We start from the raw sequence: 16,042 nt of genomic DNA, 5'->3' as shown, positions 1-16,042 counted from the left end.
GGCTACCCTGTTCGCGTGGAATCCCAGAACCCAGGAGGACGGGTAACGACGTTAACCAGGAGGCGAGACCCCGATGAATAAAGTTGCAGAGCTTTTTGCAGAGGCCTATGGCCAGACGCGCGAGCAGGAAATGTCTTTGCAGGACTATCTCACGGCCTGTCGCGATGATCCCAGCATGTACGCCAATGTCGCGGAACGCATGCTGAAGGCGATCGGCGACGAGGAACTGGTTGACACATCAAAGGACGCCCGACTGGGGCCGATCTTCCAGAACCGGACGATCAAACGCTATTCCGCCTTCAAGGATTTCTACGGCATGGAGGACACGGTCGAGCGGATCGTGGGATACTTCCGCCATGCCGCACAGGGGCTCGAGGAGCGCAAGCAGATCCTCTACCTGCTGGGGCCGGTCGGGGGCGGTAAGTCCTCCCTGGCGGAACGGCTGAAGCGGATCGTCGAGGATCAGCCGATCTACGTGCTGAAAGCCGGCAACGACCTGTCGCCGATCTTCGAGAGCCCGCTGGGCCTGTTTGACCCAGTGCGGATGGGGCCGATCCTGGAAGAAGAATACGGGATCGCGACCCATCGCCTGCCGGGGCTGATGTCGCCTTGGGCGGTGCAGCGGCTGGACGAGTTCGAGGGCGACATCAACAAGTTTACCGTCGTGCGCCTGCATCCCTCGCGCCTGCGTCGCATCTGTGTCGCCAAGGTGGAGCCAGGGGACGAGAACAATCAGGACATTTCCACCCTGGTCGGCAAGGTCGATATTCGCCAGCTGGAACACTACAGTCAGGATAACCCGGATGCCTACAGCTTTTCCGGCGGTCTGAACCGGGCGACCCAGGGTGTGCTCGAATTTGTCGAGATGTTCAAAGCGCCGATCAAGATGCTGCACCCGCTGCTGACCGCCACGCAGGAAGGCAACTACATGGGGACCGAGAGTTTCGGCGCGATCCCCTTCAACGGCCTGATCCTTGCGCATTCCAACGAGAGCGAATGGCAGCAGTTCAAGAACAACAAGAACAATGAGGCCTTTATCGACCGGGTATCGATCGTGAAGGTGCCGTACTGCCTGCGGGTCTCGGATGAGGCGAAGATCTACGAAAAGCTGATCCAGAACTCCGAGCTGCGCGAGGCACCCTGCGCGCCGGAAACCCTCAAGATCCTCAGCCGGTTCTCGGTGCTGACACGTCTGAAGCCGCATGAGAACTCAAATCTCTATTCCAAGATGCGGGTCTATGATGGCGAGAGCCTGAAAGACACCGACCCCAAGGCCAAGACCGTGCAGGAGTATCAGGACCGCGCCGGTGTCGACGAGGGCATGAACGGGGTTTCCACCCGCTTTGCCTTCAAGGTGCTGTCGTCGGTCTTCAACCACGACACCAAGGAGGTCGCCGCCGATCCGGTACATCTGATGTATGTGCTGGAAGGGATGATCAAGCGTGAACAATTCCCGCAGGAGACGGAACAGAAATACCTGGAGTTCATCAAGACCGAGCTTGCGCCGCGCTATGAGGAGTTCATCGGCAACGAGATCCAGAAGGCCTATCTGGAGAGCTATACCGAATACGGTCAGAACGTTTTTGACCGCTATATCTCTTATGCCGACGCCTGGATCGAAGAGCAGGACTACAAGGACCCCGATACCGGCCAGCTCTACGACCGTGAGGTGCTGGACGCGGAACTCTCGAAAATCGAGAAACCGGTGGGCATCGCCAATCCCAAGGATTTCCGCAACGAGGTCGTGAAATTTGCTCTGCGGCACCGCGCTAACACCGGCTCGAACCCGGCGTGGAACTCCTACGAGAAACTGCGCGATGTGATCGAAAAGCATATGTTCAGCCAGGTCGAGGAACTGCTGCCGGTGATCTCCTTCGGGTCCAAGAAGGACAGCCAGACCGAGAGCAAGCACCAGGAATTCGTCGAACGCATGCGCGAGCATGGCTACACCGACAGGCAGGTCCGACGCCTCGTCGAATGGTACATGCGAGTGAACAAGGCGGGCTAACAGGCGGGAGGTGTCTATATGCACCACTTCATCGACAGGCGCGCAAATCCAAAGGGCAAAAGCTTGGGGAACCGGCAACGGTTCCTCAGACGCGCGCGCGAAAACATCAAGGAACGCGTTGACCGTTCAGTCCGGGAAAAATCCATCGGCAAGGGCGAGAGTGTTCCGGAAAATGGCGAAAAAATCACCATTCCCGCCAAGGGGCTGAAGGAACCGCGCCTGTATCACGGCCCCGGCGGCAATCGCCGCCATGTGCTGCCCGGCAACAAGGAGTTTGTTGTGGGCGACACCATCGACCGGCCGCAGGGCGGTGCCGGCGAAGGCGGGCGCAAGGCCTCCGAAGACGGGGAGGGGGATGACGAGTTTTCCTTCACCCTGACGCGGGATGAATACCTTGAAATCCTGTTTGACGGGCTGGAGCTGCCGGATCTGGTGGAAAAGGCCACCGTCGAGACCGAAACCATCGGCACCCGCCGCGCTGGCCTCACCACGGCCGGCACCCCCAACAACCTGAACCTTGTGCGCACCATGCGCAATTCGCTGGGCCGCCGCATCGCCTTGCAGCGCCCTACCACCAAGAGCCAACGCGACCTGGAAGCGCAAATTGCCGATCTGGAAGCGGTCGAGGCGCGCTCGCCCAGCCAGGAGTCTCTGCTGGAGGAGTTGAAGGTCAAACTCGACGGCATCAAGCGCAAGCGCCGCGTGGTCGGTTATATCGACCCGCTGGATCTGCGGTTTGACACCTTTGTACCGGAAAAGATCCGCAACTCCCGCGCCGTGGTCTTCTGCCTGATGGATGTCTCCGGCTCCATGCAGGAGCGCGAGAAGGACCTGGCCAAACGGTTCTTCCTGTTGCTGCATCTGTTCCTGACGCGCGGCTATGAGCACACCGAGATCGTGTTTGTGCGCCATACCCATTACGCGCAGGAGGTCGATGAGGAGACGTTTTTCTACGCCCGCGAAACCGGCGGCACCATCGTCTCCACCGCGCTGGAAAAGATGAAGGAAATCATCGACGAACGCTATCCGCCGGACGAGTGGAACATCTATGGAGCGCAGGCCTCGGACGGGGAGAATTTCGGCAATGACTCGGTGCGCTGCCGCAAGATCCTGACCGAGCAGTTGCTGCCGGTCTGCCAGTTCTACGCCTATGTGGAGATCGTCGAGGAGAGCGCCCAGATGTTGCTCGACAACACCGAGGCGGGCGAGGATCTCTGGCAGAATTACCGGCAGGTCAAGGACAAGGTCGCGCATTTCGAAATGCAGCGCGTCTCCGAGCCCGGTCACATCTATCCGATCTTCCGGGAGTTCTTCCTGCCCAAGGTGAAAGGCTGACCCCCATGCAGACTGCACAATCCACCGCCACACCGCTGTTTACCGGGCCGGAGTGGACATTCGAGCTGTTGGAAAAGGCCCGCGACGCCATTGAAAAGATCGCGCTTGAGGATCTGGGGTTGGATGTTTACCCGAACCAGATCGAGATCATTTCGGCCGAGCAGATGCTGGATGCCTATTCCTGCGTCGGCCTGCCGCTGATGTATCACCACTGGTCCTTTGGCAAGCATTTCGCCCGCGACGAGGCGCTCTATCGCACCGGGCGTCAGGGGCTGGCCTATGAGATCGTCATCAACTCCAATCCCTGCATCAGCTACAACATGGAAGAAAACACCATGGCGATGCAGACGCTGGTGATGGCGCATGCGGCCTTTGGGCATAACCACTTTTTCAAGAACAACTATCTGTTCCAGCAATGGACCGATGCCGATGGCATCCACGACTATCTGGCCTTCGCCAAGAACTACATCGCCGCCTGCGAGGAACGCTACGGCTATGATGCGGTGGAGGAAATACTGGACGCTGCCCATGCGCTGCAATCGCAGGGCGTGTTCCGCTACGGTCGCCCGCCCAAGCCCACCGCCGAAGAGCGCAAGGCCATGCAGCAGATGCGGGAGGCTTATGAAAAAGGCCAAAGCGCGCTCGATATCTGGACCGACGCGACGCTTGGCCTGAAGCGCGACCCCGAGGTGGACGGTGAAGACAGCGGCCATGCCGACCGGCGCAAGCAGATGAACATGCCGCAGGAGAACATTCTCTATTTCCTGGAGAAGCACAGCCCGGTGCTGGCCCCCTGGCAATGTGAAATCCTGCGCATCGTGCGGATGCTGGCGCAGTATTTCTACCCGCAGAAACAGACCAAGGTGATGAACGAGGGCTGCGCCACCTTTGTGCATTACTACATCGTCAACAAGCTCTACGATCAGGGGCTGATCACCCAAGGCGCGTTGATGGAGATCATGCACAGCCACACCAATGTGGTGATGCAGCCCGAGTATGATGATCCCCGCTATTCCGGTATCAACCCCTATGCGCTGGGCTTTGCGATGATGCAGGACATCCGGCGGATCTGCGAGGCGCCCACCGACGAGGATCGCGAGTGGTTCCCGGATATCGCGGGCGATCCGGACTGGCGCGGCGTGTTGCGCAACGCCTGGGCCAACTACCGGGACGAGAGCTTTATCCAGCAATTCCTGTCGCCGCATCTTATCCGCAAGTTCAAGCTGTTCACGCTGACCGACGATGAGACGCATCCGCAGCTGGTGATCAGCCAGATCCACAATCGCGCTGGCTACAGGGCGATCCGGCGTGACCTCGCCAGGCAATACGACCTGGCCTATATCGAGCCGGACATTCAGGTGACGGACGCGGATCTGAAGGGGGATCGGACCCTGAAACTCACCCATCGGGTGCGGGACAATGTGCATCTGGCCGAAGAGGATCGCGACGAAGTTCTCAGGCATCTGCGCCGCTTGTGGGGCTATGATGTCAAGCTCGCCGCCGTCGAGGCAAATGGCCAGACCTGATCCCGCTGCGGCGTTGCGCTCTTGTTGCTGCGGTCGTACCCGGGAAGGCTTTGGTCAGGGCACGAGGGGCGGATAATGCGGGTGGAGGTCGTCGATCACGACCGGATGGGTGTGCGGCCGCGACGGATGCGCCAACAGATGCGGGTGGTCGTCGGGGAGATCCGGATGCGCGTGGGGCAGGGCGGCGGCGGAGCCTAGCGGCCAGGCCCGGCTCCCTGCGAGAAGGCCGCAACAGCCGATCAGGGCGAGGACCACCAGGATTATCTCCTGCCCGAAATAGGTCATGCCCAGCCCGGCCAGCGGATAGCACAACAGCCAGCACGCGTGAGAGAGCGTGAATTGAGCCGCAAAGACGGCCGCCCGGTCCTCCGGGTGGGCAGAGCGGCGCAACAGGCGCCCCGCCGGCGTCAATGTCCCGGAATAGCCAATGCCGGCCAGAAACCAGCAGAGCAACAGGCCGCTCAGCGTCAGGCCGGCGACAGACCAGACGGCGGTTGCACAGAGCGATGCGCAGCCCAGGGCCGCAAAGCTCTGCATCACCTTGCGATCCTGCAGCTGACCGAGGAGGGCCGGCAGGAACAAGGCGGTCAGCATCGAACCGGCGCCGAAGGCGCCAAGCACCAGCGCGACCTCCCCCTCGCCAAGACCGAGTGACCCGCGCACCATCACCACCGTGTTCACGAACACCATCGAGGAGACCGCCGCAGCCGCCAGCGACAATCCCAGCAAACCACGCAGACGCGGGGTGCGCAGATAGATCCGCAGGCCCCGCGTGGTGCGGTCATAGAACCCGCGCGGCGGTTGTGGTCTTGCTGCGGGCAAGCGCACCGAGATCACCAGCAATGCGGAAAGGGCAAAGCCCAATGCGGTGCCGAAGAACAGGGACGGGGCGCTGACAACCGTCAGCAACAGCGCCGCAAGGGCAGGCGAGGCCAGGGACTCCAGGTCGTAGGCAAGGCGCGACAGGGACAGGGCGCGGGTGTAATCCTCTTCATCCGGCAGGATGTCCGGGATTGTGGCCTGAAAGGCCGGCGTGAACCCTGCAGAGGCGGCCTGCAACAGAAAGACCAGCCCATAGATCTGCCAGACCGAACTGACAAAAGGCAGCCCGAGCACCACGGCGGCCCGGATCAGGTCGAGCATGACCAACCACATCCGCCGCGGAACGCGGTCGGCCAGCGCCGCGGCGATCGGGGCAAGGGTCACATAGCTGATCATCTTGATGGCAAGCGCCGTCCCCAGAACGCTGCCGGCGCGGTCACCGGCAATGTCATAGGCGGCCAGGCCAAGCGCCACCGTGGCCAGCCCAGTCCCCAAAAGCGCAATCACCTGCGCTGCAAAGAGGTGCCGATAGGTCCGGTTGTGGAACAGGTGCAACATGTGAAATCCTGGTGCCCCCTCGGGCGGGGCAGATGCAGCCTGCATCACGGGGAAGAGCGCCGCAAGTGAGCCGGAAGATCAAAAAAGCAGTTAACCCGAGAGAAACGCTGGAGCGCCATCCGCTATGACGCGCAGGCAGGCCGGGATAAAGTGCAGGCAGGCGCTGATGGCGCAGGTCTGCGGCTTGGAAACGCGGACCGGCGAGCGGTCCGCGCTATTGGTGGGCCCTTGCAGGGGCAGGCGGCGTCGCGCCTGCGCGTGGATCAGAACTCCACGACGGCCCGGATCGACTTGCCCTCATGCATCAGCTCGAACCCTTCGTTGATCTGATCGAGGGTCAGCTTGTGCGTGATCATCGGATCGATCTCGATCTTGCCGTCCATGTACCAATCGACGATTTTCGGTACATCGGTACGGCCGGAGGCGCCACCAAAGGCGGTGCCACGCCAGGACCGGCCGGTGACCAGCTGGAACGGACGGGTGGAGATCTCGGCACCCGCAGGGGCAACACCGATGATGATGCTTTCGCCCCAGCCCTTGTGCGCGGCTTCCAGCGCGGTGCGCATCACGCTGACATTGCCGGTGGCATCAAAGGTGTAATCGGCACCGCCGCCGGTGAGTTCAACCAGATGCGCCACCAGATCGCCGCTCACCTCGGAGGGGTTCACAAAATCGGTCATGCCGAATTTCTCGGCCATTGCGACCTTGCCGGGGTTGAGGTCGACGCCGACGATCTGATCCGCACCGGCCAGACGCAGGCCCTGGATCACATTGAGGCCGATGCCGCCGAGGCCAAAGACGATCGCGGTAGAGCCGATTTCGACCTTGGCGGTGTTGATGACCGCACCGATGCCGGTGGTCACGCCGCAGCCGATGTAGCAGACCTTGTCGAAGGGCGCGTCATTGCGGATCTTGGCCAGCGCGATCTCCGGCACAACGGTGTGGTTGGCGAAGGTGGAGCAGCCCATGTAGTGGTGGATCGGGGTGCCGTCCTCGAGCGAGAAGCGGGTGGTACCATCGGGCAGAAGCCCCTGGCCCTGCGTGGAGCGGATCGCCTGACACAGGTTGGTCTTGGGGTTGAGGCAGTAATCACACTCGCGGCACTCTGGCGTATAGAGCGGGATCACGTGATCGCCGGGCTTCAGGCTTTTGACGCCTTCGCCCACCTCGATCACCACACCGGCGCCCTCATGGCCGAGGATCGCCGGGAAGATGCCTTCGGGGTCATCGCCGGAGCGGGTGAATTCGTCGGTGTGGCACAGGCCGGTGGCCTTGATCTCTACCAGAACCTCGCCCGCCTTGGGGCCTTCGAGGTTCACTTCCATGATTTCCAGCGGCTTGCCTGCTTCGAGAGCCACTGCGGCGCGGGTCTTGATCATCGCTTTGTCCTTCTTCTCAGACTTTTCAGGCCGTTACGCGCGTGCGCTGCCTGCCCCTGGAGCAAGCCTGCACGCGCAGATCCGGCCGGTTTGGTCGCCGGGGCGACCGTGTTCCACGGGGCTGTCGGGCACTGTGCGGATTTCTTAACAGCTACATCACGCCACGGGGCGTGCGCAACTGTCGAAAGCCGGGGCGCTCGTGCATCGTCAGGATGATCTATAGCGGGCGCAGGCGGGGCGGGTGGTGCTTAAAACCGACAGAAGCGTCATTCCCTGCGTCATGCCCCGCCATTGCGCTCAAGTTTCCGTGGAGTGGCTTGAGATTACCGGCGGTCGCGTCCATCTTGGCAGACAGGCGCGCGGCGGATGAAAGCCGGGCGTGGGGCAAGCGTTTGGGAGGCGAAGACAGATGAATATCGGTGATGTGGCGGCCAGGTCGGGATTGCCGGCCAAGACGATCCGCTACTATGAGGACATCGGTCTGATACGTCCCAACCGCAGCGCCAATGGCTATCGCTGCTTTGAGGAGCGCCACCTGCACAAGCTGGCGTTTCTTGGCCGGGCACGGGCGCTGGGGTTCTCCATCGAGGATTGCCGGGTCCTGCTTGGGCTTTACGAGGATGAAACGCGCGCCAGCGCGGACGTAAAGCAATTGGCCCAGGCGCATTTGACCAAGATCGAGGCAAAGATCGCCGACCTTGAGGCCATGCGCGAGACCTTGCGAGAGTTGATCACCTGTTGTGCCGGTGACAATCGCCCGGATTGTCCGATCCTGAAAGACCTGTCTGGCGATTGCGAGGACACGGGCTGAATGCTGCGTTTCCTCTTGCGGAGGCAGCCGGCCGGTTGATGGCAGTGTGTGGTGGCGACGGGGGAGCTCCCGCCCGTCGGGGGTGCATCTGAGATGCACCGCCCTCCCGTTGGGCCGGGCGCCGCGCCCTATGGGCGCGGCGCGGGCGCGTCCGGATCGGGGGCCTGTGCCTGATCCGCAAGGTCCGCCTGATCCGCGAGGTCTGCCAGCCAGAACGGGTTCGACCAGGCGCGTTTGCCGGCGCGGTCAATGACCGTCACCCGCAACCACGGGCTCTGGGCCAATTGGCCAAGCGCAATGGTGGCCTCTGTCAGGCTGCTACCGGTGACCATGGTTGATGCATTGCCAGGCGCTTGCACGATAACCGTGGTGGCCGCAGAGCATTTGACGCGGACGCGGCCGTCCTCATACCAGATGCCGTGGATCTCCGGCCCCTGCGAGGAGTAGAACAACCCCGCCTTCAGGGCGTCCAGGAGCGCCTCGGGCGTGTTTTCGCGGGCCTTTACCATGACCCAGCCGCCAAAGGCATCCGGCACCTTGAAATGGGCGTCATCCGTCGCGATCAGGGTCAATCTGCGCCCTTCGGACAACAGCAGATCCAGCGTCGGCATGCCGGTGCCCCGGTCTGCAAAGCTGTGCGACTCGTGGTTGTAGATCTCCACCGCATGGGCTGCGGTGATGCTACGGGCATCCGCCATCGTCAGCCCCGACCATTGCGGGTGGGCGAGGGCGACAAATGCACCTGCCTTGCGGGCGCGCTCGGCGATCTCCGGTCCGGTTTCCTGGCCCGGGACCGGTTGGAAATCCGGGGAATGCGACGGTTCGAAATCGGCCGGGAGCCCGACCGCCAAGAGGTGCCACAGCGCGCCGTTTTCCTGTGCGCCCGAGTGCAATTCAGCCCCCAGGAGCGTGGTGAAATTTTCGTCCCGATAGGGTGTCGTGTCGGTAATCGGGTAGTTCCAGCGTCCCACGAAGTGATCGGTGAGCGCGATGAAATCATAGCCTTCCGCCTTGTACCTTCTGCAGACCTCTTCTGGCGGCAAGGCGCCATCGGTCATGTCAGAATGCGTGTGCAGATTGCCGCGGAAGAAGCGGCCGGGCGTGTCGAAGGGGGGCAGTTGCATGCGGCTCTCATTTGGTCTGATCGTCAATTCCGCCCCTCTAACGGGGGACTGCAACAGGTGCATGACGTATTCATGACATGGTAGCGGCTTGTGCGGTGTCTGATCCGAGGGTGGGTGGCGTGCGCCCGGAGCGCGTGCCCGGGGCGCATGACTGATGAAAGAGGGGGGAGGCGGGAGGAGCCACGCCCGACCAGTCCCGCAGCGTGCCGACGCACTCTGCGATGCACCGGCAGGCCGGTACAGATGCGCCCCGTCCCGCAAGCTCGGCTTGCGAGAGGGCAAAGCGCGCGGTGCCACGGCACCGTTGGGAAGCGGCACCCGCATCGGGAATGGAGGAGACCGGCGGGGCCACATCGCGCGGGCGCTGCCATACGCATTCCAAACCTCAGGTGCAAGTGACTGACTGGGGTGTGCGTGCTTTCGGGGCTCATTTCTAGGTCTGCTGGCAGAGGTGGCCTAGGTCTGCTGGCAGACGTGGGGTGTCTGAATGATTTGGAGAACCACAGTTCCCGCCGCGGCCCCCGCACAAGCGTGGGGTAAAGCAACACTGGCGCCTGTAGACCCGGAGATGTCCGGGTATCTGCCGTGATCGACCGTTAATAATACGCGAAAATTTTCCGGATGGAGGCCAAAGGGTGCCATCAAACCCGCGGGTTTGATGGGGGGCGGGCTGGCGACAACGCTCACGGAGGAGAAGGTAAGGGGCCGAAGGCGTCTGTCCGGAGCCTCGCTCAATTCGGGATTCAAAAAACCAAACGAACATTCAATAAATATGAAAAATCATATACATCAACGCCTTTTGCGATGCAGCATTCCTTTAGGTTGCGGGTTGGAAATTTCAATAAACAATCTAGGGTTGTTAAACATTTGAGCGTGTTAATTGTTCGCATCATCTGTTTACAGACTGTTAACCCGCTGAAAGTGCTGTGTTTTGTTTTCAATTATTTTTCTGTTGGTGATCTCGGGTTTTGGTGCTTTAATGATTCATGTGAGGTTGCTAATGTGCAATTTGTGAGTGTTTTGCCATAGTGGCTCTAGTAACTTGTATGGCGAGAGTGTCCAATGGTTGTAGTTTTGAAAGTCCGTCAGTACGGCGCGTTTGGTGTATTCAGGCCAGATGGGGAACCCATTCAACTCGGTGCGAAGCATCAGGCGCTCATGGCGCTTCTGATCACCGCCGAAGACGGGATCCGAACACGCGCATTCCTGGAACACACCCTGTGGAGCTTTGCGCAGCCCGAACAGGCCAAGGCGAGCCTGCGCACTGCGCTGTCCACTTTACGAAAACATATCGGTCCCTCGGCGTCCGCCGCTCTGACTGCAAATCGAGAGCGCGTCACGCTCAATCTCGATATGGTCGAGGTGGAAAATGATCCCAGCCGTGGTGTGTTTATGGAAGGTTTTGAATTGCCCCATGAGCATGCATTTGCGGAATGGCTGACCGAAATGCGGGATCAATCGCAGGGGCGCAGTGCTGCGCCGCAGGACCCGCCCTGGGGACCGCGTGACCGCAGTCGCGTCATTCTGGATGAATTGTTGCCTTCGATTGCGGTGCTGCCATTTATGCAGCGCTCTCCGGGCGGCTCGAATGCGCCGTTGGGGGCGATCCTGTCCGAGGAATTGTCACGACACCTGTCGCGAAGTCAGGCCTTCTCCGTGACCTCCTACATGGCGTCCCGCCAGTTCAGTCTTGAGGAGGTGCGCCCGGCCGAAGTGTCGTCGGTGGCGGGGGTTAGTTACCTGGTCTCCGGTTCGGTGTTCCTCAACGGCCATGACTACATTGCGCAGATCGATCTGCACGACTCGCACCGGGAAAAGGTGATCTGGTCACGGGAATTCCGCGGCAGCCTGTCAGGCCTGTTGATGGGGCAGAGCACGGCGCTGCGCGAGGCCACCAGTCAGATCGGCCAGACTGTCGTTGGCGAAGCGGTGCGGCTGGTCAGTTTCCGCCCCTTGTCGAACCTGGCCAATCACACATTGCTGATGGCGGCGATCGTGATGATGCAGAGCAAGCATCTGGACCAGTTCGAGAAATCCAACGAGATCCTGGATACGTTGATGGAGCGCGAAATGCACCATCCGGTGGTGCTGACCTGGGCCGGGATCTGGCATGTGATGCGGGTGCAAAAGGGCCTGTCGGAGGATCGTCACAAGAGCACTCTGATGGCGGAGAACCTCGCCAATGCCGCCTTGGCGCAGGACCCGGCGTTCTCGCTGGCGCATACGCTGAAGGGCATGATCGCCAGCTATCTGACCTTTGATTTCGACACTGCGCAGTATTCCTATGACAAGGCGTTGCAGGATAATCCGAACGAAGCACTGGCGTTGCTTCTGAAAGGGGCCACTCGGGCCATGCAGAACCACCCCGATGAGGGGCTGCGCCTGACCGAGGCCGCGCGCAAGCTGACGCCGCTTGGCCCGCAGCGCTACTATTTCGACTCGCTCGCGGCATCGGTCAATCTTGCTGCGCGGGACTATGATCGTGCGATCGAGCTTGCCGATCAGTCTCTTCAGGAGAACGACAGCTATCCGGCCACGTTGCGCACCAAGGCGATCGCGTTGCAAATGTCGGGACGCGGCCAGGAGGCGCGGGATGTGGTGGAATGCCTGATGAAGGTGACGCCGGATTTCTGCCTGTCACGCTACATGCAGGAACATGCCGCTGCGTTCACGCCGTCCGGACAGGATTGGGTCAGTGCACTGCGCGAGGCGGGTGTCCCGGAGTGATCCCACCTTCGCCACCTGAGCGATATCTCTGCTGGAACGGGAGCCTTCGGGCTCCTGTTTTGTATCGCGCAATGTGTCTGGTTTCCGGAATGTGATCGCAGGTTTGGTGCTGCTAGGGGTCTGATTCCAATGAATAAGCCGTGGGTTTCCTGTGCCGCGTGTTTTTTTTGCGAAAAACCCCTTGCAGCCCCTCTCAACAGATATTAGAAGGCCCCTCACAGACAGTGTTGGGATGTAGCCAAGTGGTAAGGCAACTGTTTTTGGTACAGTGTACCGTAGGTTCGAATCCTACCATCCCAGCCACCAACTCCTGATCATCGTAGCAAGACTGGCGCCAAAAACCGGTGACCGGAATGCCCCCGTTTAGTGCTTCAGTTTACTGGCTAGGGTCAGGATGCATTGATTTCCGCCACAGCGCGTGATTCACGGCCTCGATAATGGAGCGGTGACATGTCTGATTTCTTCTGGCTGATCGACGCGCAGGTGGCGTGATCGAAACCTGTCTTTCCGAAACCTCATGGCAAGCCTCGGGTCGATGACAGGCGAGTATTGAGTGGGATTATCTTCATCATTCGCAATGGCTTGCGTTGGCGCGACGCTCCTGCGCCTATGATCCACACACGACACTTTACAGCCGCTCAAAGCGTTGGAGGGAGAAAAGTATCTTTGCGCGGATGATGTTCGGGCTGGCTACGGCCCACGGCGAACAGAAGACTGTGATGATCCCTCTCATTGAATGCTTCGCAACCAAATGCCGGGTCGGTGCGTACAGCGACGGCGCGACGGCCCTCGGCTGGTTCCGCAGCTTCAAGCTATGAACCGTGCACCCCCTCCATACGCGAAAGGCGCCGGAGCATCTGCTCAGGCGCCTCTATCACCGTTTGTCAGAGATCAGCACCGAGGCACCGGCGATAGGTATCGCTCTTGACAGCCCCGCGCAGGTTTATGCTTTCGTTTGCGCCTGCATCTGCATTCTCTGACGTCTCGCCGGAACGATCAGCCCGTCAGTTCGGTGGCTTTGATACAAACCTAGTGTGTCCAGGGGCCGCGGCGGTTGGTGGCGAAGTTCTCGCCGTAGCCGCCAGCGCGCAGGTTGGGCTTGCGGGTCTTGGGCTCTTGCACCTCAACGTCGATGCCGTGATCCTCGGCATATTCCAGGGCTTCTTCCTTGCTGTCGAACTTCAGGCGCACCTGGCTTTGGGTATCGGAGGAGGAGGTCCAGCCCATCAGCGGGTCGACTTCGCGCGCGCTGGCCGGGGCGTATTCCAGCACCCATTTCCGCGTCTTGGCCATACCAGAGGTCATGGCGTTTCGAGCTGGCCGGTAAATCCGCGCGCGCATGGCTGTCTCCTCAAGAAGATTCCTTTGGCTCTATATGCGATGGATGCAGCGGCGCGGCAAGATTGCAAATGTCACGGATCGGAATGGCGTTGTGCCGGCGCCACCCCGCGATCCGGCGGGCAGGGGATGTTTGACTTGCCCCTTGAAGTGGAACAAAAACGGACCAAACTCTGTCTGCGTGCCCGACAAGGAGTCGCTGATGCCCTACGCCCATTCCGACAAGACCCTGCCAATGATGGCTGACCGCGCGCCGGAGCGACGCGAGAAGCTGGAAGGGGGCAAGAAATTCGTCATGCAGACGGCTTTTGCGCCGGCAGGCGATCAGCCAACAGCGATCGCCGAACTGAGCCAGGGCGTCCTGGGCGGCGAGCGCGATCAGGTGCTGCTGGGGGCGACCGGGACCGGCAAGACCTTTACCATGGCCAAGGTGATCGAGGAAACGCAGCGCCCGGCGATCATTCTTGCACCCAATAAAACGCTGGCAGCGCAGCTCTATGGCGAGTTCAAGGGCTTCTTTCCGGAGAACGCGGTCGAGTATTTCGTCTCGTTCTACGACTACTACCAGCCCGAGGCCTATGTGCCGCGCTCGGATACGTACATCGAGAAAGAAAGCCAGATCAACGAACAGATCGACCGGATGCGCCACTCGGCGACGCGGGCGCTGCTGGAGCGCGATGACGTCATTATCATTGCATCGGTGTCCTGCATCTACGGGATCGGCTCGGTCGAGACCTATTCGGCGATGACGCAGGATCTGGTGGTCGGGAAGGATTACGACCAGCGCCAGATCATGGCCGATCTGGTGGCCCAGCAATACAAACGCAACGATCAGGCGTTTCAGCGCGGCTCCTTTCGAGTGCGGGGCGACACGCTGGAGATCTTTCCGGCACACCTTGAGGATCGGGCGTGGAAGCTGTCGTTTTTCGGCGAGGAACTGGAGGCGATCACCGAATTCGATCCGCTGACCGGCGAACGCACCGGCAGTTTCGAGAAAATCCGTGTTTACGCGAACTCCCACTATGTAACGCCCAAGCCGACGCTCAATCAGGCGGTGATCTCGATCAAGAATGAGCTGCGCCAGCGGCTTGATAATCTGGTGAGCGAGGGCAAGCTTCTGGAGGCGCAGAGGCTGGAGCAGCGCACCAATTTTGATATCGAGATGCTGGAGGCGACGGGCCATTGCAACGGGATCGAGAACTATTCGCGGTACCTGACCGGGCGCGCTCCGGGGGAGCCGCCGCCAACGCTGTTCGAGTTCATCCCCGACAACGCCATTGTCTTTGCCGATGAGAGCCATGTGTCGGTGCCGCAGATCGGTGGCATGTACAAGGGCGACCATCGGCGCAAGTTCACGCTGGCCGAGCATGGCTTCCGCCTGCCGTCCTGCATGGACAACCGGCCGCTGAAATTCGAGGAATGGGACGCCATGCGCCCGCAGTCGGTTTTTGTTTCGGCAACGCCTGCCGCCTGGGAGCTGGAGCAATCCGGCGGTGTGTTCTCGGAGCAGGTGATCCGACCCACCGGGCTGCTGGACCCGGAGGTGGAGATCCGCCCGGTGGACATGCAGGTGGACGACCTGCTGGACGAGATCCGCAAGGTCTCGGCAAACGGCTATCGCACGCTCGCCACGGTGCTGACCAAACGCATGGCGGAGGACCTGACCGAATACCTGCACGAACAGGGCATCAAGGTGCGCTACATGCACAGTGACATCGACACGCTGGAACGGATCGAGATCCTGCGCGATCTGCGGCTGGGGGCGTTTGACGTGCTGGTCGGGATCAACCTCTTGCGTGAGGGGCTCGATATCCCGGAATGCGGGCTGGTGGCCATTCTCGATGCCGACAAGGAAGGGTTCCTGCGCTCGGAAACTTCGTTGATCCAGACCATCGGACGCGCGGCGCGTAATGCCGACGGCAAGGTCATCATGTATGCTGACCGGGTCACCGGATCCATGGAGCGGGCGATCGGAGAAACCAACCGCCGTCGAGAAAAGCAGATCGCCTACAATACGGAACACGGCATCACGCCCGAGACCGTGCGCAAGAATGTCGATGACGTGCTCGCCGGTCTCTATGAGGGTGACACGGATATGTCTCGGGTCACGGCGACGGTGGACAAGCCGCTGCATGGCGCGAATTTCGAGGCGCACCTGGCCGGGCTGCGCGAGCAGATGCGCAAGGCGGCGGAGAACTTCGAATTCGAAGAGGCCGCGCGCCTGCGTGACGAGGTCAAGCGGCTGGAAGCGGTGGATCTTGCCATCGCCGACGATCCGCTGGCCCGCCAGTCTGCGGTTGATGCCGCGGCGGAACAGGCGACCAAGACCCGCGGTCGCTCCACTGCGGGACGTCCGGGGCAGCGTGGCGGCAACGTGAAGCGGCGCGGTCGCTGAGTTGCCTGATCAGCGGCCG

10 protein-coding genes, 1 tRNA gene and 1 pseudogene are annotated in these 16,042 nt (G+C 61.0%); 8 read left to right on the top strand and 4 right to left on the bottom strand.

The genetic code is table 11. From position 1 onward, the window contains the following. Positions 1 to 73 precede the first annotated feature (73 nt). Genes ACXAF5_RS16150 through ACXAF5_RS16140 form a run of 3 tightly spaced genes read left to right on the top strand, consistent with a single transcriptional unit; the run spans position 74 to position 4,869 of the window. Positions 74 to 2,008 (top strand): PrkA family serine protein kinase, encoded by a 1,935-nt coding sequence (locus ACXAF5_RS16150; RefSeq protein ID WP_239323188.1) that lies wholly within the window; start codon positions 74 to 76, stop codon positions 2,006 to 2,008. Between the two features lie 18 nt (positions 2,009 to 2,026). Then, a complete protein-coding gene (locus ACXAF5_RS16145) occupies positions 2,027 to 3,343 on the top strand; it encodes a YeaH/YhbH family protein (protein ID WP_239366838.1) in 1,317 nt (438 codons plus the stop codon). A 5-nt stretch (positions 3,344 to 3,348) separates the two neighbouring features. After that, positions 3,349 to 4,869 carry a SpoVR family protein gene (locus ACXAF5_RS16140; RefSeq protein WP_474947379.1) on the top strand — a complete coding sequence of 507 codons (1,521 nt, stop codon included), beginning with the start codon at positions 3,349 to 3,351 and terminating at the stop codon, positions 4,867 to 4,869. Between the two features lie 54 nt (positions 4,870 to 4,923). On the opposite strand, the gene ACXAF5_RS16135 is transcribed toward ACXAF5_RS16140, so the two are convergent. Both ACXAF5_RS16135 and ACXAF5_RS16130 read right to left on the bottom strand, forming a co-directional pair. Next, positions 4,924 to 6,249, bottom strand: a complete 1,326-nt coding sequence (locus ACXAF5_RS16135; protein ID WP_474947378.1) for an MFS transporter — start codon at positions 6,247 to 6,249, stop codon at positions 4,924 to 4,926. A gap of 263 nt (positions 6,250 to 6,512) precedes the next feature. Further along, the gene (locus ACXAF5_RS16130; protein WP_474947845.1) at positions 6,513 to 7,625 is read right to left on the bottom strand and encodes an S-(hydroxymethyl)glutathione dehydrogenase/class III alcohol dehydrogenase; all 1,113 of its coding nucleotides are present in this window, start codon (positions 7,623 to 7,625) and stop codon (positions 6,513 to 6,515) included. 412 nt (positions 7,626 to 8,037) lie between these two features. Between ACXAF5_RS16130 and cueR the strand changes: the two genes are divergently transcribed. Then, complete coding sequence (cueR, locus tag ACXAF5_RS16125) at positions 8,038 to 8,439, top strand: Cu(I)-responsive transcriptional regulator (RefSeq protein ID WP_239323184.1); 402 nt, start codon at positions 8,038 to 8,040, stop codon at positions 8,437 to 8,439. Between the two features lie 128 nt (positions 8,440 to 8,567). On the opposite strand, the gene ACXAF5_RS16120 is transcribed toward cueR, so the two are convergent. Beyond that, complete coding sequence (locus ACXAF5_RS16120) at positions 8,568 to 9,563, bottom strand: CehA/McbA family metallohydrolase (RefSeq protein WP_474947377.1); 996 nt, start codon at positions 9,561 to 9,563, stop codon at positions 8,568 to 8,570. Between the two features lie 1,062 nt (positions 9,564 to 10,625). On the opposite strand from ACXAF5_RS16120, the gene ACXAF5_RS16115 reads away from it, so the two are divergent. The 3 genes and pseudogenes from ACXAF5_RS16115 to ACXAF5_RS16105 form a co-directional block, all read left to right on the top strand. Beyond that, positions 10,626 to 12,290, top strand: a complete 1,665-nt coding sequence (locus tag ACXAF5_RS16115; RefSeq protein WP_239323182.1) for a transcriptional regulator — start codon at positions 10,626 to 10,628, stop codon at positions 12,288 to 12,290. Between the two features lie 228 nt (positions 12,291 to 12,518). Then, positions 12,519 to 12,593 (top strand) — tRNA-Gln (locus ACXAF5_RS16110). A gap of 147 nt (positions 12,594 to 12,740) precedes the next feature. Beyond that, positions 12,741 to 13,015, top strand: a pseudogene (locus ACXAF5_RS16105) (transposase); the annotation flags it as partial. A gap of 304 nt (positions 13,016 to 13,319) precedes the next feature. Here ACXAF5_RS16105 and ACXAF5_RS16100 read toward each other — a convergent pair. After that, complete coding sequence (locus ACXAF5_RS16100; protein WP_239323181.1) at positions 13,320 to 13,631, bottom strand: ETC complex I subunit; 312 nt, start codon at positions 13,629 to 13,631, stop codon at positions 13,320 to 13,322. 199 nt (positions 13,632 to 13,830) lie between these two features. Between ACXAF5_RS16100 and uvrB the strand changes: the two genes are divergently transcribed. After that, positions 13,831 to 16,023 (top strand): excinuclease ABC subunit UvrB, encoded by a 2,193-nt coding sequence (uvrB, locus tag ACXAF5_RS16095; RefSeq protein ID WP_474947376.1) that lies wholly within the window; start codon positions 13,831 to 13,833, stop codon positions 16,021 to 16,023. Positions 16,024 to 16,042 lie beyond the last annotated feature (19 nt).

The organism is Epibacterium sp. ABV4_022 (assembly GCF_056159345.1).
The sequence above is the reverse complement of the archived record's forward strand: the minus strand, read 5'-3'. Positions and strand labels throughout refer to the sequence as shown.